The sequence below is a fragment of the Nostoc sp. genome, assembly GCF_036917315.1.
GTDB lineage: Bacteria > Cyanobacteriota > Cyanobacteriia > Cyanobacteriales > Nostocaceae > Nostoc.
The window spans coordinates 13,544-35,620 of sequence record NZ_JBALDR010000029.1; the positions used below are offsets into that span (position 1 = coordinate 13,544).

Here is a 22,077-nt window from a genome sequence, read left to right on the forward strand (position 1 = left end):
AGGAATATGAATACGCTACTAAAAGATGTTTTTGGGGTTTTTAAATTTGCTGAAGGGCTTTATGCAGGAATTAGAAAATTATTAGTTCCACCCAAAGCTTATTCTTGGCAGACATTTATTTATTTAAGTGTTTTTTCTTGGGTACTTTCATATTGTGCCACAGGTTATATCAAAGATATAATTGCCTTTTTTGGTTGGTTATTTTTAATTGCCGGCACAGCTTGGTATACAACAGAAGATCCTTTGAGGGTTCCTGGGACTTTTATGCCAGTCGGGGCAGTAATCACTGGATTCTTAGTGAGTGTTTTTGCATTTGGAGATCAACAAGATGTAATTACACCCAGAACAATCGTTTTTTGGCCGACAATTTCAGCACTAATTACCGCAATACCAGAGTTTATTGAAGGAAATGACACCGACGCAAAAGCTCGCATTCCTAAACCGCAAGACCGCCAAAGAATCATAATTTTAGTTGCTAGTAGTATGCTGCTAAGTTGCTGGATTCAGTTTCACTTTGTGACAGATAATTGGTTACGACAATATCCCAGTTTGCAAGCAGATACTTTTAAACATAGTATCTTTGTTGCCAGAACAGAAGAAACAGTAAAAATTCCCAAAAACGGCGTTGTAATTCTCCAGAGACTTCAACCAATAGTAGTAGAGCAAATAGCTGAAAGACCTTGGTCAGAAGTAGAGAAATGGTTGCTAGATGCGAAACAGCGGGTAGGAAATCTGGGTAGGGAAATCATTAAAAAGAACCTAAGTAAATATGAAGAGAAAGAATTATGGCGCGTTGAACCGCGTGTAACTAATACTAAGTCTGGATATATATTAGATTTATTAAGTATTTGGATAGGGCCGAGTTCTAACCCACGGGGCTATTACTTAAAAAAATCTTGTCGCATTGAACCAGTGGCAGCAGGTACTAATTCAGAGAATAAGATTACAGTTGCAGAAATCGAATGCGATCGCGCCAGTAAATTAATTCCTGGTTCACCGCCTCCGCAGCAGTGAGGATTGGGGCAGGGGAGCAGAGGGGCAGGGGAGCAGAGGAGCAGGGGAGCAGGGGGAAGAATAATAAAATTACCTTTTTACCCTCTGCCTCTTCCCAATGACAAATGACCAATGACCAATGACAAATGACAAATGACTATTAACAGAATTTTTGTATTGGCAAAGAATGTATTTCAGGAAGTGGTACGCGATCGCATCCTATATATTATTGGTTTTTATGCGCTAGTACTCGCCACTGCTTTTCGCGTTCTTCCTGAATTTGCAGCTACAGCTGAAGATAAAATGTTTTTAGACTTTGGGATGGCAGCGATGAATGCCATCGGGTTAATTATTACGATATTTATTGGTACGGGACTAATTAATAAAGAGATTGAAAAACGCACTATTTTAGTATTAATTGCTAAACCTGTTAGTCGCAGCGAAATTATCGTCGGCAAATACTTGGGTTTATCCGCTGTCCTAGCTGTGCTTGTCGCCACGATGACAGTAATTTATCTGGTATTTCTGCAAATTGGTAATATTCCTCATCCTACAGCAAGCATTCTAATTGCTGGAATATTCTTATTTTTGCAGTTGTCATTAATTACTGCTGTGGCTATTACCTTCGGTGTTTTTACTGCTTCTCTGTTAGCGACTATTTTAACCTTTGCAGTATATTTAATCGGAAATATTACTCAAGATTTAGTACAACTTGGTCGTCTTAGCCGTAACCCTGGTATGGAACGTCTAACTCAAGCTTTGTTTCTTTTCTTGCCAGATTTATCTCGATTAGATTTAAAAAATGATGCCGTTTATGGTCTGCAAGCACTACCTGACACTACTGCACTGATTATGAATGCTGGTTATGGCTTACTTTATAGTGCCATGTTATTAGCGATCGCTATTCTGATCTTTTCACAACGCGAATTTTAGGCATTGGGCATGGAGAAGAGGACAAGGTATACAAGGAAGATGGGGGAGATGGGGGAAAGACTTGTTCAATAATTCACCCTTGTCCCCTTGTCCCCCCTGCCCCTCTGCTCCCCTGCTCCCCTGCTTATCCAAACTGTATTGTTTACACATCTACAAGGTTTGAGTGCCTTGGCTAGATGCTTTTTGTGCAATAGTTTTCAAGCGAGTCGCTCTGCTTTTACGGATACGTTCACTTTTGCGAACTCCACCAGCCATCTCATATTCGCGGCTATCTTTGCCGTATTTAAAGCCGATTCCCATGAGCATTTTTTCGGAGAAAGTACCCAAGGTTTGTTCTAACATGTCAATTTCTACTTTGGAAGAGTCAATTGTGCTGAGAGCAGTATTATGAGCTTCTAACTTGCTGCGTAATTGCTCAATTAGTTCTGTCAGCATTTTTAAATTACAAGTCTCTCCAAGATCCAGATTGACATCAATTGCTTTGAGTCCAGCAAATCTTAACTCAGCATTTTCTAGAACGCGGGATGTACGTTTTCTCAAAGACATAAATTTAGTTACTCGTAACATTTATATAGTTACTATGTCTTACTGAAAATACATTCTGGTTCAGCAAAATCCACAAAAATACTTATACTTTTTATGAGAGAACTACTGGTAAATTCTCTTAATTTATCTAAAGCGTCTATCTATAGCGGTTCTCAATTGCATGAAATACAGACCTAACCCCCAGCCCCTTCTCTACTAGCGTTGGGGGGTAAGATTCAAAGCCTCTCTCCTTTTAGGAGCTACGGTGTACACACATCTCTATGCTGAGTGCAAAATGTGGTTTGATCCCCCTAAATCCCCCTTAAAAAAGGGGGACTTTGATTCTAGTTCCCCCCTTTTTAAGGGGGGTTAGGGGGATCGGAACGATACGGAATAAGGTTATCAGACTTGTGTGTACACCGTAGCCTTTTAGGAGAGAGGAATGGAAGTGAGGTCAAAGTGTATTGCACCCAAACGAGAAGCGCCATAATCTTAATTACAGCTTGAGCATTTATAACTACAGAAGAAGCTGTGCTAACTACAGCTTAAGCATTCATAACCACAGAAGAAGCTGTGTTAACTACAGCTTGAGCATTCATAACTACAGAAGAAATTGTGTTAACTATAGCTTCAAGTTTACTTATCATATAATGAGCGTCTGTAACTACAGCTTCACCATTAATAAGTACTGTTTAAGTTGTATTAACTATGGCTTAAGCATTACTTATAACGGTTCCCGCATAGGTAATATCGGTATTACGAATTACCAACACCATCGCACAGGTGCTTGTCACTCTCATTATCAGGGGGATTGGTTTTATAATACTCGCGCATAAAACTGCACCCTTTCTGGAGTAAATAATCAAAATCCAGCCTCCACAGTCTCACCGTGTTGTCAGCACTGGCAGAAGCTAGCATCTTGCCATCGGGACTGAAGCTGATGCCCCAAACCTCGTTTGTATGCCCAGTTAGGGTTTTGATTTCTTTGCCAGTGGTGGTATCCCACAGTTTCACCGTCTTGTCAACACTGGCAGAAGCTAGCTTCTTGCCATCGGGACTGAAGCTGATGCCCAAAACCTCTTTTGTATGCCCAGTTAGGGTTTTGATTTCTTTGCCTGTGCTGGTATCCCACAGTTTCACCGTCTTGTCAGCACTGGCAGAAGCTAGCTTCTTGCCATCGGGACTGAAGCTGATGCCCCAAACCTCGTTTGTATGCCCAGTTAGGGTTTTGATTTCTTTGCCTGTGCTGGTATCCCACAGTTTCACCGTCTTGTCACCACTGGCAGAAGCTAGCATCTTGCCATCGGGACTGAAGCTGATGCCATAAACCGAGTTTGTATGCCCAGTAAGGGTTTTGATTTCTTTGCCAGTGGTGGTATCCCACAGTTTCACCGTCTTGTCACCACTGGCAGAAGCTAGCATCTTGCCATCGGAACTGAAGCTGATGCCATAAACCCAGTTTGTATGCCCAGTAAGGGTTTTGATTTCTTTGCCAGTGGTGGTATCCCACAGTTTCACCGTCTTGTCAGCACTGGCAGAAGCTAGCATCTTGCCATCGGGACTGAAGCTGATGCCCAAAACCGCGTTTGCGTGTCCTCCCAAGGTGTTGGGTGCGGCAACATTGTGAACTGTATTTAATAATGCCAGTTCTACCTGGGTGCGGGTATCCGCATCAACCCAGAATTTACCTCGCATTTTGACAGCAGCTTTGACGCTTGATTCGACAGCTTTTCGCCCATCTAAACCCAAAAACCCATCGGAACTTTGGGCTAAGGCATTAATTTGACTGATTTCGGCATTCCCCCAGCCTATACCCGCTAGTCCAGATAAACCCAAAGCTAACACCAAACCCCCTGCCAATCCGTAAAAAGTCAGCCGTTTTCTGCGTTCTCGTTGCTTTTGTTCCCTATCCCTCAATGCTACACTAGCTTGAATAAACTCTTGCTCGGCTGCGCTAATATCCTCTCGCCGTTGTTTTAGCTTTTCTTCCCCCTCCACCAACGCTGCACCCCGCAACAATGCCCCTTCATCCCGTTGCGTCTGTTCCCATTGATACATTGCGGAGCGCAAACGGTCTTGCCAAGCCCGAAAGCTACGGTCTGCATTCATCCATTGCCGAAGTTCACCCCAATTACGGATTAACGCTTCATGGACAACTTCTACTGTCTCTTGGTTAGCAGAATTTTGACTGGTGACAACTAATCGATTATCCGCCAACTGTTTCACCAATTCCCATCTGGCTTCACCCAATTCGGTTTTTGTCGCTAGTCGTCGCGTATCCTCCGTTCCTTCCCCCGGATGCACTAATTGAATAAAAATTCGCCGCACCTGTTCTTTTTCAGTGGCGCTCAACTTACCGTAATTCTCATCTGCATGACGAGCTAATGCACCTTTTACCTCACCAATTTCCTCATAAGCTGCATGAGTTAACTGTTTACCCGTTCGTCGTTTCCACAACTCTGTTAATGCAAACTCCAAAAGAGGTAAATTCCCCGGTTCATCTTCCACATCATCCAAAATGCGTTCCACCAATCCATCTTGAAATGTCACACCCAACTTCTCAGCAGGCTTTTCAATCACCTGTGAAAGTTCATCACGATTCATCGGTGCCAGCTTGATGTCAGCATTTTGCAACACATCTGCAAGTGGACGATAGGAGAGGAGATTCCCCAAGAAATCCGCCCGTATGGTTCCAACCAGCACAGTATTATTGTCAGGGTTAGATTGAAAGCAAGCTAATAAGGTATCTAGGAAACCACGGCGAACTTTTTGATCCGCACACAAAGTATAAAGTTCTTCAAATTGGTCGACAATCAACAATACCCGATGATTGGGATAATTCCCTTTAATTTTGGAGAAAACATCTTGCAGAGGAACAGAACCATTGGCAAAGTATTCAGCTAACTTACGAGCTTGAAGCATTTGCTCAGTAGCATTTTGATTAGGCTCGTAAAGGGGAACCAGGGACTCAGCCAGAGCTTGGAATGGTTCTGAACCAGGACGGAAGTGAGTAAACTTCCAATAACCTTGTTTTTGTAACTTAGGGACTAATCCCGCCAACACCACCGAAGATTTTCCACTTCCTGACGCACCCAACACCGGGATAAAATTACGGGTTTGAGTAGCAGCGAACAGTTCTTCTACAAATACCTCACGTCCAAAGAAAAACTCCGCATCATCGGGACTAAAATGAAACAAACCGCGATAAGGGCAAGGGAGAGATTCATCAGCAGCGTTGGTAGAATCAGACGGGACTAATTTTGTTTCTTCTCGATAGTAGTAATTGGTAATAGTGATAGTTGCATTACCAGTCGCAGAGGTAGCAGCGTATTCACTCTCTGTAACACGTTGTTGGATCTCGCCTTGCTTAGACATAACATCTACCCTGATTAATTAAGTTACAGTCTCAGTCCTCCTTCGATGTGCCTTGTTCATTGATGCCACTAATACTTGCATTACCAGAACCAGAAGTAGCGGCATATTTGACATTACTGATATTTTGGGTAATAATCTCCTGTCCACCGGGCTGTTCTTTGACTTGATTAAGTAACTCTTGAGCCGCTTGAATAATTGCTGCATCTCGATCGGCACCAGCTTTGGTAATTTTGTCTTTTAATAAACCTTCAGCTTGCTTAATTTCTTCGGGTTTGGCATCTACCATCGCTTGTCCCAGAACATCACCTTCCAATTTTTTCTTAATCAAAGCCTTCAAACCCTGATAGGCATCCTTCACGGCTGTTCCGGCGGTATCTTTAGCAGCCGCGATCGCACCAGCACCTAAAGCAGCAATAATCAGAGAAATAGGTTCCATAGTTAATTCTCAATAAGTTTACAAGAGCAGTTCGATCTATCTAAGAAACATACAGCGAAAATAGGGTGTATTACGCAAATAAAGTACCGCACCCCAAGTTTTGATCAAGTTTTAACTGAATTAACGTGAGTTTGATGAACCTCTCCCCAACCCCTCTCCGACGCGGAGCTACGGTGTACACACAAGTCGTGAAATTCCACCTGACACTTGGTTTCATCCTCTAGTAATAGGATTGTGCGATGGCGTACCCGCCCGCCGGAGGCGATCGCTCTGTCAGCCTGTTTGCAGCGTTCGCGAGTGCGTCTCGCAGACAAGCAATCGCTTTAACTCACGGGATGAGGGGCTGGGGGTGAGGGAAAAGATTTAAGCAAAATTGGGATGCTCCCAACAAGGGGTACTGCCATCTTAAACTTTTATTTACTCACCCAAGCGATCGCCACAACTCCCACTTTAATTTTTAGTGCGATCGCAATTGGTTAATAGAAAGTGCGATCCCCGGATTTCTCACCACACCTCTTGCCTGTGCAAGTTCCGGGGAGAAGTAATAAGTAATGAGTAAGGAGTAAGAAGTAAGAAGTTTTTACTCATTACTCATTACTCATTACTCATTACTCATTACTTCTCTTCTACTCCATCAAACGCCTTGAGCTTGTGAGAAATGCGGGGATCGCCCCAAGGGTAATAGGCTACTCCTAACTAATAAATAACTATCTGAGGTTGCTCAATTGTGCCATCAGGCATAATAGTATCTCGCAACTTTGCATAAATCAGATTTGTCTTCCAAAGGTTTGCCTTACTCAAGTTTGCTTTAGTTAAATTTGCCCATGTCAAATCTGCACCAGTTAAGTTAGCCTCAGTCAAATTAGCTTCTAGTAATTTTGCTCCACATAGCTTTGCTCGTGTGAGATTGGCAAAACTTAAGTTAGCTTCAATCAGCGATGCTTCAATTAATTGGGCTTCACTTAAGTCTGCTTCTCTCAAATCAACATCACATAAAGAAGCACCCCAAAGATTACTACCTGTGAATTTCACCCGCCATAAGAAAGTTCCGCACAAATTTGCTCTTGTTAAATCAGCATTAGTCAAATTGGCTTCACATAAAGATGCTTCATACAAATTAGCTTCACGTAAGCTAGCTTGCATCAAATTTGCGCCACTTAAATTAGCACGAGTTAGAACACAGCCAGACAAATTTGCACCCCGCAAATCCGCTCCAATTAAGTTAATACCACTTAAATCAATTCCTTTCAGATCGATTCCACTCAAGTCGCATCCACTGAAATCTCGGCGCTGAAAATATTTATTTGTGATTTGACTTAAAATAAACTCCTGTTGTTGAGCATAATTGTTCATGGTATTCACCTCTGGGTGTAATTGATCTCAAAGGTTGAGTGTGTTAGTTACCGCAATACTTCTCGGTTAGGCATTTTTAATTCGGAATCGGGTTTTGGTAAAAGGTTACTGGGTTTGGGTTAAAGGTTTTTTCTTTCCCCTTTTCCCTTTCTTTTTTCCCCTTAACCGAGAAGTATTGGTAGTTACCGTATATTGAGAGTACACCGCAAACGGAGATTAGCTCAGTAAATAATCAAAAATAAATTATAAGAAAATCGGCAATCACTTGAAAATGCGTTTTTTCAGTGGTTTTTAAAACAAAAAATGCTGACATAAGTCAAGAAATATTCATATAAGAAGAGTCATGTTGCTTACTCCAAATTCAAAATTACCATAAGTAATATTAATGGCGTATCCTTTTGTTGCTTTCACTACTGTGCTTTTTGATTTACTTGTAACCAAATTTCTAAACTAGCAAGCAACCACAGCTTTACTCCATACCGACTCCAAGTATCGCCTTGATAGTTTAACCAATTACGAATTGGCAATTGGTTTAAGTAAGGAGTAATACATGCATTCCGATTTAGCAATAAATCTCTGGCTTCTTGCTGCCAATATTTCCGAAATCCTAACTGCACCGGTACCATCATGCCACTTTTGGGACGATGAATAATTGTGTCTGGTAAAATATCTGCGATCGCCGAAGACGTACCGTAGGTAATCGCTTGCTTTAAAACTGCTTTTTCTTCCACTCCAGAAAGCTTATACTCTGGAGGTATCTCCATGCTTAAGTCTACTATTCGTTGGTCAAATAAAGGAGAACGACCTTGCAAAAGAGCAGCTTGAGTCAAGTTACTGACTTTCGTTAGAATTTGGTCAGCGCCTTTAAATTTGATATTCATTGCCATCAAACGATTCAGATAGTTAGCTTGGGAATATAAATCTTCTGCAAAAACCCAAGGTGCTGTTTGTACTGCTGTCCAAACTTCTGGTTTTAAAAGTTGCGGTAAGTCAACAGCGCACTTTTGAAAGGAGATTAAATAAGCTTGCAATGCATCCTGATTGGTGACAGAGCCATATAAACTATTAATTAGCATCGGCTGATTTTTTGGCCCGCCAAAACAGGGGTCGCCACCTTCACCATTTAAAACTACTTCTACGCTTTCTCTCGCCAGTCGTCCCAGCAAGAGGTTGGGAACAGTTAGTGGGTCGCCAATGGGGTCATCTAAATAAGCCATTGCTTCCGGCAGACGTGACCACATATCCTTAAAAGTAATTTCTAAAATGTGGTGCTGCGTCTGACAATGGAATGCAACGAGACTGGAAAATTCTAACTCATTGGGACATTCCGCACCAAAATGAATCGAGAAGGTATGGACTGGTGCTTTATGGAATTTTGCTACTAAAGCAGTGATACTGCTAGAGTCCAAACCACCAGAAAGAAAAACGCCAACGGGTTCATTTGCTGGTGGTAAATATTCTTGAACAACTTGCTCTAGGAGTTCTCGCAAGCGATCGCCATGCCATGCTAATGATCGATCTATTGCTGTAATCTGTTCTTGAAGCTGCCAATAAGCTGTAACTTTGTAGTCAGGGAATTCTAAAACAGTTCCAGGCCGCAGTTCCCGTACCTGTTCCCAAAGAGTTCGTTCTCCAGGAACAAAGGCACAACAAAGATAATCTCGCAACGCCACCAAATCTAAATCGGATGAACGATGGGGTGCTAAAGTTCTCAGTTGAGGCGCAATCCAACGAACTGAACCAGTGGTAGTGTAATAGAGAGTACGAACACCGATGCGATCGCGAATCAATCTCAACACCTGTTTCTCTCTATCCCAAACCACTAGCGCAAACATCCCCACAAGTTGGCTAAGACTTTCATTACCCCATCGTTCCCAAAGATTGGCCACCAGTTGCAGAGAACTTCCTTGAAAGCTATCCGGTTCAATTCCCAACTTTTGCAGCAACTGCACTCGGTTAGTTAACCAAACATCACCAACAACAACAAATCGTCCTCTAGAACTGATTGCTAATTTCTCCGTCGAAAATTCTGAAGTTGTGGGTGGTAAAATTACAACAATTTTTTCATCTCGCCAAGCTATATTTTCATAGTTTGCATCAACTGTTCCCCACGCTACGCGCCAGGTTGGGTTAGTTTTGATGAATTCGATTTTAGGAGATTTACGATTTTTAAACGCATCAAATAGCATGGGAAATTTTCAACGCATAATCTAACCTTTTTAAACACAGGTTCCAACTGAGCCTCCTGCCTCTTACCTCCTACCACCTGCCTCCTGCCCCCTGCCTCCTTATAAAGATCCAGCAATCATCCCAGCAAGTAAAATAAAACCAATCCATACATTTTGCTGGAACATCTTACCATAAGCAGAATTAGGTAAGTGTGGCTCTCTTAATCGCAGAGACTGCCAAACCCATCCGATAGTGGCAACTGCAAGGCTAATCCAGAAGGCTAAGTGCAGATGTATAACTACGCCTAACCAAGACAATAACAAAATTGTGCCAGCAAAGAAAATTCCAATAGCTAAAGGGGCATAATTACCAAAAAATAGGGCGCTAGAATTAACGCCAATGCGGCGATCGTCTTCCTTGTCGCTCATGGCGTAAACTGTATCAAATCCCAATGTCCACAGTACTGTCGCGCCCCAAAGCAACCAAGTTGGTTGAGAAATACTTTGCGTTACCGCACTCCAGCTAATCAAGACCCCAAAACCCCAAGCGATGGAAAGCACCAGTTGCGGTACGGGAAACACCCGCTTTGCACCTGGATAAAGCAGAATTACAGGCACTGCTGCTACGCATAACCAGAAACTTAGGGGGTTAAGATAAAAGGCCAAGACTGCTGCACACGCTAAAGAGACGATCGCAACTACAATCCCAACTTTCACAGATAAGGCACGAGAAGCGAGGGGGCGATCGCGTGTTCTCTCGACTTCTGGATCGATATCTCGATCCCACAAATCGTTGACAACACACCCAGCCGCACTCGTGGCCAGAGTACCCAATATAATCACACCAACCAGAGGTAAAGGCGGTTTTCCTGAAGCTGCCAAAAATACAGCCCAAAGGGCAGGAATCATTAAAATTAACCGCCCTTCTGGTTTATGCCAGCGTAAAAGCCGGATAATTACAAGCCAAATTGGTGACTGGGGGCGTTCTGGCGTCGTTAACATAGAAATCAACAAATAACTTTAGAGAGATGAATTCACACTTCTTTACATCTATAGAATAACGTTATTTGTTATTTGTAAAAACATAACCGAAAGTGGCAACTTTAAATATCTTTAAATAGTCACTCAGGTTATAAATAGTAGGGTGAATATACATAGCTCAGTTACCCTCGATCAAGCTGAGTTACGAATGCTGAGTATTTTTTAATTTACTCAATATTCAGCACTGGCTCAAGGCCCTGCTACCGCTAACAGCACTCAGTCTGAGCAAGTGTGTTGTCATAAATATCAGTGCTAGCTACCCCGACATATCACCGTTTGCCATCATTTCTTAATAAAGAGAGAAAACTAGATGCTGAATTTAGTTTCTAGCTGGGAGAGTATTCCTACTCAACCATCTAAGCAACATCGGATTATTGCTGCCATTGACCTGGGAACAAATTCTCTACACATGGTAGTAGTCAAGATTGACCCCACACTACCAGCTTTCAGCATTATTGCTAAAGAAAAGGAAACTGTGAGGCTTGGCGATCGCAATCTTACCACTGGAGAACTCAAGCCAGAGATAATTGAAAAGGCGATCGCGGCTTTAGGACGCTTCCAAGAAGTTGCCAAGACAATCAACGCTGAAACAATCATCGCTGTGGCAACTAGTGCTGTGCGAGAAGCGCCCAATGGTAAAGATTTTTTGCACACAATAGAAACGGAGTTGGGTTTAAGCGTTAACTTAATTTCTGGTCAAGAAGAAGCGCGGCGAATCTATCTTGGCGTGCTGTCGGGGATGGAATTTAACAACCAGCCCCACATGATTATTGATATTGGCGGTGGTTCCACGGAATTGATTTTAGCCGATAGTCACCAAGCCCGCACTCTCACCAGTACCAAAGTTGGTGCAGTGCGACTCACTAGCGAGTTAATTACCACTGATCCCATCAGCAACACTGAGTTCCAGTATCTGCAAGCTTATGCACACGGGATGTTGGAACGTTCTGTAGAAGAAATCTTAGCAAACCTAGAGTCTGGGGAATCTCCGCGTTTGGTGGGTACGGCGGGCACAATTGAAACCCTGGCAATGATTCATGCACGAGAAAAGTCGGGTGTTATTCCTTCCACTCTCAACGGCTACCAATTTAGTCTTCAAGACTTGCAAGAGTTGGTAAATCGCTTACGGAAACTGAGTAATTCCGAAAGGGCTGAGATTCCTGGTATGCCAGAGAAGCGCCCTGAAGTTATCCTCGCTGGCGCAGTCATATTACAAGAAGCAATGACCCTTTTGGGTAGTGAATCGGTAACAGTTTGCGAGCGTTCTCTGAGAGAAGGCGTAATCGTAGACTGGATGCTAACCCACGGTTTAATTGAAGATAAGCTGCGCTACCAAAGTTCAGTTCGGGAACGGAATGTTCTCAAACTCGCGGACAAATACCACATCAACTTAGAATACAGCGATCGCGTGGCAAAATTTGCCGAGAGTTTATTTGACCAAACTCAAGGTACTCTACATCATTGGGGAACTGACGAGCGACAAATGCTGTGGGCAGCGGCAATATTACACAATTGCGGTCATTATATTAGCCATTCGTCTCACCACAAGCACTCTTACTATTTAATTCGCAATGGAGAATTACTCGGTTATACAGAAACCGAGATTGAAATCATTGCCAATTTAGCGCGTTATCATCGCAAATCGCCGCCCAAGAAAAAACATGAAAACTACCAGAGTTTGCTGACTAAACAACAGCGACAAATTGTTAGTCAATTAAGTGCAATTTTAAGGTTGGCAGTAGCATTAGATAGACGACAAATTGGTGCAGTTGCTCAAGTGCAATGTGAGTATTATTCACAACTTCATCAAGTCAATCTGCTAATTTTCCCAACTCAATTGGATGATGATTGTGATTTAGAACTTTGGAGCTTAAATTATAAAAAAGGAGTGTTTGAGGAAGAATTTGGAGTGAAATTAGTAGCAAGTTTAGAAAAGTCTAGTATTCCTAACTTGTCTTAGAAATTAGGGTGCGTTAACTACTGTAACGCACCTGCACATAGCTTATAATGCTTGCGATCGCTAATCAGCTTGAGAAGTTAGTCTCAGTATAAAAGTTTAAGGTAAAACTCAGAAAAATTTATTTATTAAATAAATTTTTAGGAAGGCATGATTAACAAGTAACATTCTATTGTATAATAAAAATCTTAATTAAATTTGTAACCTGCATTAGGTTAAAATATCCATCTAATTTTGACATCCAACTTAAGGACGAATTTATAACTGTCCCAAGAAGCATTTAAAAACAAAAAATAGTAATTAGAATAGAGTTAACAATCTATTAAATGTAGGTTATGTTGCTAGTGGATATCTAAGCCGGGAAACTTAGATATCCTTATATAAAATTTCACTAGTTTCATAGGTAATCATGCAGACATAATATTGAGGCCTGCAAAAGAAACTTGCGCAGAAGCTTAGAAAGAAGTAGGGGCTTTTGGCCTTGCGCCCCTACGACAGGTGTGGTTCAAATAGATGAAAACTGCTGTAGCTGTTGTTTGCGCTCTGAAGTTATTCAGGCACCTGATATCTTGCACTGGAAGTCGCGGCTACACAGGCAAAACCCGCACAACTCTTGGAGACGCTGCGCGTAGCTTGCTTCCCCGGAGGGGTACGACATGGTTCGACTCCGCTCACCAGCCGCTCAGTGACCACCTGCGCGGGTTGAAAACCTTGATTTTGCATTAGTCCGCGTGGTGCGCAAAGCGCAGCGCAAGCGCGATAGGCGGACTTTGTTTGTATAGCCGCGATTTCTAATCGCCAGGGCTAGGTGCAAGATATGAGGCACTGCGATCGCCTAATACAGTTTTTGGAGGGTTAATAACATGATTTGGTATAACTTTTAACTGTATCCATATCAAAAGCTAAAGGAGCTGAAACCTATCTAGGCTTATTGGTTGTGTGATTGCACTGAATAAATTTACTAACTAGTGCTTTTTAGCTTGATTAGATAGATAATAAAACTAAGTATGAGAAAAATAGAGAACTCACATTTAAGGAGCTTTTATGACTAGACCTATTAGGAGTGCTGTAAATTCATTAGTAGCAAACTTCTCGCGACGAAATGCACTTTTGTGGCTTGGAGGTAGTGGAATAACTACCGCCTTGATGGTGGCAACACAAAAGGAAGTGAGCGCTAAAGACAACAAAGAGTTGAAATTGGTGAACCCACCAACATTATATAATGCACCCCAAAATGGCTATAGCCATATAGCTGTGACACCATCAAGGGCGAGAACCGTCTATATTTCTGGTCAATTTGGTTCCGATTTACAAGGAAATCTTGTCTCCAATGAATTTGAAAAGCAGTTAATACAGGCTTTTAAAAACCTCCGTTATGCCTTAGCAGCCGTTGGGGCACAACCACAAGATGTCGCAAAAACTACTGTTCTTATAGTGGATCACAACCAAAATAAATTGATCCCATTAGGACGTGAAATTATAAATTTATGGGGGAATCAACCACCAGCAAATACTCTTATTCCCGTTCCTAGACTTGCACTTGATGGTATGTTATTTGAAATTGATGCTTATGCGGTAATTCCAGATAACCGTAGTTGAGGAATGGTTATAACATAACCCTATCTAATAACAGTCGGCGGAGTAATAAACTTCCGCTACTGTCCATCAATAATAGTCTCTCCTATTTGAGTAGGTAATTGCCTTTAGTCAGACTACGAAACTTAACTAAAAATCCCAGCAGGTACTAGTAGTTTGCTCTTGTTAACTTGGTTATTTAAAGTTTAAAGGGAAAAGGTTAAAAACTTTCACCTTTTCCCTTTTAATCTTTCCCTAGCCCTTACAAGCATATTTTTGAGTTAAAAAATTCCTAATTTACGCTTTGCAGGTTCCTAATTTCCTACTGAGAACTTTGACGCTTTGTGTGAGATATTCTATCTCTGCATTGGATGCCTTAAAGCTAAAGCAGCGCGTAATGTACTCTACAATTTAAAGCTGATCTTCATAAATAGTCTCGAAATTAAAGCCATAGTAATCTTTACTAATTAACATTAAACTGCCGTTATTAATTTGGGAATAATCAAGTTATAACTTACTCGGATTTAACAGTATGTTTAGCACTAATGTTGATATTTATGGATACCAAATCATTGAAGAAATCTACAATGGTTCGAGAACTATAGTTTATCGAGGGTATCGAGAAAGTGACTCATTACCTGTAGCGATCAAACTGCTGAAAAATTCGTATCCATCCTTCAACGAACTGGTGCAGTTTCGCAATCAGTACACCATTGCCAAGAATCTCAACTCATCTTTAATTGTCCAAACCTATAGCCTGGAGGTGTATCAAAATGCCTATGCGTTAGTGATGGAAGATTTTGGTGGCATTTCTCTAAAAGATTATTTTGCTCGCGATCAAACGCGAGATATTAGGTTTTTAGAAGAGTTTTTTCAAATAGCGATCGCACTGTGTAATACCTTAGAAATACTCTATAGTCAGCGCATCATTCATAAAGATATCAAACCGAGCAATATTTTAATTAATCCAGAAACCAAACAAGTTAAATTAATCGACTTTAGTATTGCCTCTCTATTACCAAGAGAAACGCAAACGCTAATCAGCCCCAATATATTAGAAGGAACACTAGCTTATATTTCTCCAGAACAAACAGGGAGAATGAATCGGGGAATTGACTACCGGACTGATTTTTATTCCCTTGGTGTAACTTTCTACGAATTACTCACAGGTGAGTTACCTTTTCAATCAAACGATCCAATGGAGTTGGTGCACTCCCATATTGCTAAGGTAGCCTTATCAATAGATGTAATTAACTTACAAATTCCGGCGGTAATTTCGGATATCGTTAGCAAATTAATGGCAAAAAATGCTGAAGACCGCTATCAGAGTGTATTAGGATTGAAGTATGATTTAGAAAATTGTTTAGATCGACTGAAAACAACTGGTAAAATTGAAAGTTTCGCTATTGCCCAAAGAGATGTATGCGACAGATTTATTATCCCTGATAAACTCTATGGACGAGAAGCAGAAGTAGAAACTCTGCTAGAAGCATTTGAAAATGTCAGCCTAGGTGCAACAGAAATAACTCTGGTAGCTGGGTTTTCGGGGATTGGTAAAACTGCGGTTGTTAACGAAGTCCATAAACCTATTGTTCGTCAACACGGTTATTTTATCAAAGGCAAATTTGACCAATTTAATCGGAATATTCCTTTTTCTGCATTTGTCCAGGCTTTCCGTAACTTCATGGAGCAATTACTAGCAGAAAGTGATGTCCAAATAAACAAATGGCAAAATCAAATTATTCAAGCATTAGGTGAAGACGGACAAGTAATTATTGAAGTCATTCCCGAATTAGAAAAAATTATTGGCAGACAACCACCTGCACCAGAATTATCAGGTAACGCAGCCCAAAACCGATTTAATTTATTATTTCAGAAATTTCTCCAAATATTTACAACTAAAGAACATCCTTTAGTTATATTCTTAGATGACTTGCAGTGGGTAGATTCGGCTTCATTGAAACTCATGCAATTATTAATGAATGAAGCTAATCAGGGATATTTATTGTTAATTGGTGCCTATAGAGACAATGAAGTATTCCCAGCCCATCCATTGATGGTGATGTTAAATGAAATTCGCAAAACAGGTGTAAAGGTAAATAGTCTTAACCTAAAACCACTCAACCAATTACAATTGAATAAACTTGTAGCCGACACGTTAAATTGTGCAGAGAATGTGGCATTATCTCTTTCACAATTGATTTACCGCAAAGCTCAAGGAAATCCATTTTTTGCAACTCAAATCCTGAAATCATTACATCAAGACCAACTAATTCAATTCAATTTTGCCGAGGGATGCTGGCAATGTGATATTTCTCAAATCAATCAGCAAACTCTCGCAGACAATGTTGTTGATTTTATGGTTTTCCAATTACGAAGATTACCAGAATCAACTCAACAACAATTGAAGCTAGCCGCTTGTATTGGTAATCAGTTCGATTTAAAAACATTAGCGATTGTTTCTAAACAATCAGAGATAGAAACCGCAGATTGTTTGTGGAAGGCTTTGCAAGAAGGGTTGATTTTGCCGCAAAGTGAGGTTTATAAGTTTTTTGTTGGTTCCGAAAATCAAGCAGCTACTCAAGAACAGTCTGAGATGGTTGTATATAAATTTTTACACGATCGCGTCCAGCAAGCTGCCTATTCACTCATTCCAGATGCACAAAAACAGTCAACACACTTGCAAATTGGGCAATTGTTATTGCAGAATACACCTAAAGAGCAGCAAGAGTCAGGAATTTTTGCGATCGTTAACCAATTTAATTACGGACTGGAATTATTAAAGGAAGCTGACGAACGAGAACATTTATCTCGGTTAAATCTGATAGCTGGTTGTAAAGCCAAAAACTCGACAGCTTATGCGACAGCAGTTGAGTATTTAAAAGTAGCGATCCTTCTATTACCGATAAATGCTTGGCAAAGCAGCTACGATTTGGCCCTTGCTGTTTATGAATCTGCGGCTGAGGCAGAATATCTGAATACAAACTTTGATTCATCAAAATCATTAGTAGAGATTATCCTCAAAAATGCTAAATCTCCATTAGAAAAGGTTCGTACCTATGAGATTCAAATCCAATCTTATACGGCGCAAAATAAATTCATTGAAGCAATAGCCACAGGTAGAGAAGCACTGCAATTACTAGATTTGACGTTGCCTGAAGAGGGTAACACTCAAATGATTTTTGATGAATATGACCAGTTAAAACAAATGTTGGTTCATCAATCGATTGCAGCATTGGCAGATATGCCAGAAATGATTGATCCTCAAAAATTAGTTGCGCTCCGTATATTATCGGGTTTGTTTGCTCCAGTCTATATAGCCAAACCGATGTTATTGCCGCTCAAAATTTTTACAATGATCGAGATTTGTATCAAGTACGGCAACTCACCACAGGCAGCAGTCGCTTACAGTCTCTATGGATTATTTTTGTGCAGTATTGGTGCAATTGAAGATGGATATCAGTTTGGTAAACTGGCAGTACAACTTTTAGAAAAATTTCAAACGAAAGAACTTAAAAGTAGAGTTTATTTAACATTTAGCCTGTTTATTAAACATTGGAAAGATTCAATTAAATCCACATTGAATCTATTTTTGGAGGGATTGCAGAGTGGATTAGAAACCGGAAATTTAGAATATGTAGGCTATTGTGCTAATTGCTATTGTCAATTTCTCTTTTGGAGCGGAGAAAACCTAGAAAATGCTGTGGTGGAAGCAGATAAATATTGCGAACTCATGCAGCAAATTAAACAAGAGGTATCTCTAGTTTGGGGAAATATCTGGCGGCAGACAGTTCTAAATTTACAAGGAGAAGCGGCTAACCCCTGTTGTTTAATTGGTAAGCATTTTCACGAAGTCGAGATGTTACCAACTTTAATTGAAACAAACAATATTAATGGTATTTGTTATGTCTATCTAGCAAAAACGCTCTTAGCTTATCTTTTCGGTGAATACGAATCTGCTTGGGAATATTCCCAAAAATTTGAGCAGTATGAGCAGGGAGCAGCAGGCTTATTAATTGTTCCTTTGCGGAATTTCTATCAATCTTTGAGTTTGTTAGCTCTTTGTTCTCAGGTAAATGAAGCACAACAACAGCTTTATCTCCAGAAAGTAGCTGAAAACCAGTCAAAAATGCAAGAATGGGCGGCTCATGCGCCAGTCAATTATCAGCATAAGTACAATTTAATTTTAGCTGAACAAGCTCGTGTAACTGGCGATCGCTTACAAGCCGCAGATTATTATGAAATCGCTATCCAAGAAGCGATCGCCAATGACTATATTCAGGAAGCCGCGATCGCTAACGAACTTGCTGCCAAATTTTACCTAGAATGGAGTAAAGAAAAAGCCGCAGAAGGATATCTGCAACAAGCATATTACAGTTATGCCCGTTGGGGAGCAAAAGCCAAAACTGATGACTTGGAAAAACGCTATCCCAAATTACTCAAACCCATTTTGCAACAGCAAGAATTCACCTTAAATCCCTTAGAAACCATAGCCAGCATTGCTCGTACATCTAGTTACACTACCAGCAGCACTAATATTTCTGATGCTCTAGATTTAACCTGCATTCTCAAAGCAGCTCAAACTATCTCCAGTTGTATCGAATTAGACGCACTTATCAGCAGTCTCACTCGCATTATCTTAGAAAATTCTGGTGCGAAAACATCTGTATTAATTCTTCCTGAAAAAGATATTTGGCAAGTGCGGGCAATTACCTTTATCGATCAACAGTCAAATTCCCAGACTGATGTCAAAACTATTCTTGATTCACAACTAATAGATGCTTGCCAATATATTCCGCGAAAACTAATAAATTACGTTAAGAATACTCAAGAAACTGTCATTATAGACAATTGTGAAACGAGTATTCCTGGTGTAATTGGAGAATATATGCTCCTACATCAACCTCAAAGTGTATTATGTACGCCCATTATTAACCAAGGTCATTTGGTGGGGATTCTTTACCTAGAAAATCAATTGAGTCAAGGAGTATTTACTAGTAACCGTTTACAGGTGATTAACCTACTGTCCTCCCAAGCAGCAATTGCCTTAGAAAATGCTCGGCTTTATCAGCAAGCTGGGCAAGCTTTACAAGATTTGCAACAAGCTCAATTACAAATCGTCCAAAGTGAAAAGATGTCTGCATTGGGTAACTTAGTTGCTGGTGTCGCTCATGAAATGAATAATCCTCTTGGTTTTATTGCTGCCAGTCTCCAACAAGCTAAACCAACATTTATTGACGTTATCGAACACTTGAAACTATATGAACAAAAGTTTCCTACTCCTGGAGATGAAATTTTTATCCATGCCGAAGAAATCGATTTGGAATATAGCTTAGAAGATTTGCTCAAAATGATTGATTCGATGACAATCGCGTGTGACAGGCTCAAAAATATCAGTACCAGTCTTCGCACTTTCTCCCGTGCCGATAGAGATTACAAAGTACTGTTTAACATTCATGAAGGCATTGATAGTACGATTTTAATTCTCAAACATCGCCTGAAAGCTAACGAAGAACGTCCAGCTATTGAAGTAATCAATGAGTACGGAAATTTACCCCAAATTGAATGCTTTCCTGGTCAATTAAATCAAGTATTTATGAACATCTTAGCAAATGCTATTGATGCTTTGGATGAATCAAATACAGGTCGGAGTTTTGAAGAAATTCAAGCCAATCCCAACCGGATTAAAATTACCACCTATTTAAAAAATAAACAAGTTGAGGTGAGCATTGCTGATAATGGTCAAGGCATGAGTGAATCAGTCAAACAAAAAGTATTTGACCACTTATTTACTACAAAAGGTGTTGGTAAAGGAACGGGATTAGGATTAGCGATCGCTCAGTCTATTGTTGTAGAAAAACATGGCGGTTCACTGGTTGTGAATTCTACCCAAGGTGAAGGAACAGAATTTGTAATTACCTTACCGATTCTGGCTCAGACTTAAAATTAACTTGCAACCACTACCAGCCAATAATAAAAGTTAGAGTTGAGCCAATACAGTTCAAATAGAGCAACAAAACCCTGATGTAGAGACGCGATAACTCGCGTCTTAAAAGACCTTTTTGCAAAATTGGGATGCTCGTTAGAAATCTGGATTGATACATTTAAGATGCTCACAGCCAAAACCTTGAGTCATCATTGCAGATAGCTGTGGAAAAACTTGTTCATCAAAGTTGAGTTCTCGCATGATTTGATCGCAAGCTTGTCCCTGCGCTATCCGCTTTGCCATTTCCTGAAACTCTACCCAAGTTAAATTACTCTCAACAAATGCTTTAGCAAGGGTAATTACCAGTTCTTCATAATCATTGTCTTCTAATTTTGTCATCATTCGGTGTTCAATGTGAAGCGAATCATCGAAACAGTAATACCAGGATTTCGGTTGCTGTCTAAGTACTCTTCGGAAAAAATCCTGCTGTTTCGAGCGACTAACAACACTATCTGCCTCACTACATACCATTAAGATTGGAGCAGAAACACAGCTTTGAGCCTTGTCTAAAACCTGATATCCCAATTCTAGAAATATCCGTAAAGCCTTCAGACGAAAACCTTTATAACCAAAATTCCCAGGTGCATCTTTGTTGAACCATTCAAAGTAAATTGGCAAAATTTTGATCAGTTGATCGAATAGTAAATAGCGGCTACCTAAATAAGGCGTAAACAATAAAGTGCGGTCAATCTCTTCAGGATGCTCCAAAGCTAACCAAGCAGCTAAAGTTCCACCTGTTGATAATCCACCAATTACAACTTGTTGCCCTAGCGTTTTGGCAATCTGCAACCATTTGATGACAAATTGTTGATAAATCTCAATATCTGTTGGTAGGGGTGGAGGATTTTGAGACTTCCAGTCACCTGAGCGTCCATGACCGGGTTGTAAAGGAATCAGAACGTTATATCCCTTGTTAAAGAAAGCTTTACCAAGCGGCTCGAACTGGTAAGGGCCTGCGGTAAAACCATGCAAAAACAAAAAAACTTTTGACGTGAAGTCAGGATGAATCAAAAATTTAGAACGGCAGGCTTCATTTTTAAGACCTAGTGCGGACTCTAATTGGTGAACTTGCTCTAGAATTTCTAATGTATTTTGAATGCCAACTTTCATTTATGTAATTATTATGTTCATATACATATAGTAATCCTACTTGAATCATGAGCGGATACTGAAAATAAAATCTTTGTCTGGCAAGCTTTTAAGCAGCTTAGTTATTTAAAAATACAATAGAATCCTAAATATATGTTACTTTATGAATTAAGTAGTTACTTCGAGTCTAGCAGAGGACATATTGTTGAGTTGCCCTGTCAGAAGTAAGAAATGTTTTAAAGTCGGATGAGTATTCACTCCAAACTAATTTTCCACAACCCGTCTAGCGGATTAGACAGTTGGAATTGACTATCATTGCTACCGAGCCAATTATTGTCATATACCAACCCAACACTGAATGTTCTATTTAGAGGATATTGTCCTAGTTTTCCAAAACCTTCAATATTCTTTGAGTCAGCGATCGCTTGCTGGTTCAACTGTATAGTTGTTTGGTTGCCGTCGTCAAAGTAAATTGTGGCTCGTTTGTTGTGAAAGCGCACCTGAACTTTGTAGACCCCACCAGTTGCATAGTAATAAGCTGTAGCAGGTAGCTTTTGACCATCAATATTTTGTCCTTTCAGCTCAACTGCCATAGCAGGACTGCATAGCAGCAACAGGATTGGCAAGACTGACCCTAAAACTTTCA

Annotated in this window: 14 protein-coding genes; 5 read left to right on the forward strand and 9 right to left on the reverse strand. The window is 40.5% G+C overall.

Annotated features, from left to right (window positions below; translation table 11 throughout):
* Nucleotides 1-6: 6 nt before the first annotated feature.
* Together fraD and V7K84_RS12725 are read left to right on the forward strand one after the other, a co-directional pair.
* Nucleotides 7-1,014, forward strand: a complete 1,008-nt coding sequence (gene fraD, locus V7K84_RS12720; protein WP_334838496.1) for a septal junction protein FraD — start codon at nt 7-9, stop codon at nt 1,012-1,014.
* A 132-nt stretch (nt 1,015-1,146) separates the two neighbouring features.
* Nucleotides 1,147-1,926 carry an ABC transporter permease gene (locus tag V7K84_RS12725; protein WP_334838498.1) on the forward strand — a complete coding sequence of 260 codons (780 nt, stop codon included), beginning with the start codon at nt 1,147-1,149 and terminating at the stop codon, nt 1,924-1,926.
* A 150-nt stretch (nt 1,927-2,076) separates the two neighbouring features.
* Here V7K84_RS12725 and V7K84_RS12730 read toward each other — a convergent pair whose 3' ends face one another.
* The 7 genes from V7K84_RS12730 to V7K84_RS12760 form a co-directional block, all read right to left on the reverse strand.
* A complete protein-coding gene (locus V7K84_RS12730) occupies nt 2,077-2,472 on the reverse strand; it encodes a hypothetical protein (RefSeq protein ID WP_334838500.1) in 396 nt (131 codons plus the stop codon).
* Nucleotides 2,473-3,207: 735 nt separating this feature from the next.
* Entirely contained in the window at nt 3,208-5,826 is a 2,619-nt protein-coding gene (locus tag V7K84_RS12735) for an nSTAND1 domain-containing NTPase (RefSeq protein WP_334838502.1), read from the reverse strand.
* Nucleotides 5,827-5,857: 31 nt separating this feature from the next.
* Nucleotides 5,858-6,262, reverse strand: a complete 405-nt coding sequence (locus V7K84_RS12740; RefSeq protein WP_334838504.1) for a hypothetical protein — start codon at nt 6,260-6,262, stop codon at nt 5,858-5,860.
* 104 nt (nt 6,263-6,366) lie between these two features.
* Entirely contained in the window at nt 6,367-6,576 is a 210-nt protein-coding gene (locus V7K84_RS12745) for a hypothetical protein (protein WP_334838506.1), read from the reverse strand.
* A gap of 382 nt (nt 6,577-6,958) precedes the next feature.
* Entirely contained in the window at nt 6,959-7,615 is a 657-nt protein-coding gene (locus V7K84_RS12750; protein ID WP_334838508.1) for a pentapeptide repeat-containing protein, read from the reverse strand.
* Between the two features lie 410 nt (nt 7,616-8,025).
* Nucleotides 8,026-9,804 (reverse strand): asparagine synthetase B family protein, encoded by a 1,779-nt coding sequence (locus V7K84_RS12755; RefSeq protein ID WP_334838509.1) that lies wholly within the window; start codon nt 9,802-9,804, stop codon nt 8,026-8,028.
* 99 nt (nt 9,805-9,903) lie between these two features.
* Entirely contained in the window at nt 9,904-10,785 is an 882-nt protein-coding gene (locus V7K84_RS12760; protein ID WP_334838511.1) for a 4-hydroxybenzoate solanesyltransferase, read from the reverse strand.
* Between the two features lie 349 nt (nt 10,786-11,134).
* On the opposite strand from V7K84_RS12760, the gene V7K84_RS12765 reads away from it, so the two are divergent.
* The 3 genes from V7K84_RS12765 to V7K84_RS12775 all read left to right on the forward strand — a co-directional run bounded on the left by V7K84_RS12765 (nt 11,135) and on the right by V7K84_RS12775 (nt 20,300).
* Nucleotides 11,135-12,784, forward strand: coding sequence for a Ppx/GppA phosphatase family protein (locus V7K84_RS12765; protein WP_334838512.1), 1,650 nt, complete (start codon nt 11,135-11,137; stop codon nt 12,782-12,784).
* Between the two features lie 1,041 nt (nt 12,785-13,825).
* Nucleotides 13,826-14,380 carry a RidA family protein gene (locus V7K84_RS12770; RefSeq protein ID WP_334838513.1) on the forward strand — a complete coding sequence of 185 codons (555 nt, stop codon included), beginning with the start codon at nt 13,826-13,828 and terminating at the stop codon, nt 14,378-14,380.
* A gap of 508 nt (nt 14,381-14,888) precedes the next feature.
* Entirely contained in the window at nt 14,889-20,300 is a 5,412-nt protein-coding gene (locus tag V7K84_RS12775; protein WP_334838514.1) for a trifunctional serine/threonine-protein kinase/ATP-binding protein/sensor histidine kinase, read from the forward strand.
* A gap of 138 nt (nt 20,301-20,438) precedes the next feature.
* On the opposite strand, the gene V7K84_RS12780 is transcribed toward V7K84_RS12775, so the two are convergent.
* Both V7K84_RS12780 and V7K84_RS12785 read right to left on the reverse strand, forming a co-directional pair.
* Complete coding sequence (locus V7K84_RS12780) at nt 20,439-21,452, reverse strand: alpha/beta hydrolase (RefSeq protein ID WP_334838515.1); 1,014 nt, start codon at nt 21,450-21,452, stop codon at nt 20,439-20,441.
* 233 nt (nt 21,453-21,685) lie between these two features.
* Nucleotides 21,686-22,024: a hypothetical protein gene (locus V7K84_RS12785; RefSeq protein ID WP_257236594.1), complete on the reverse strand. Its 339-nt coding sequence runs from the start codon at nt 22,022-22,024 to the stop codon at nt 21,686-21,688.
* Nucleotides 22,025-22,077: the final 53 nt, after the last annotated feature.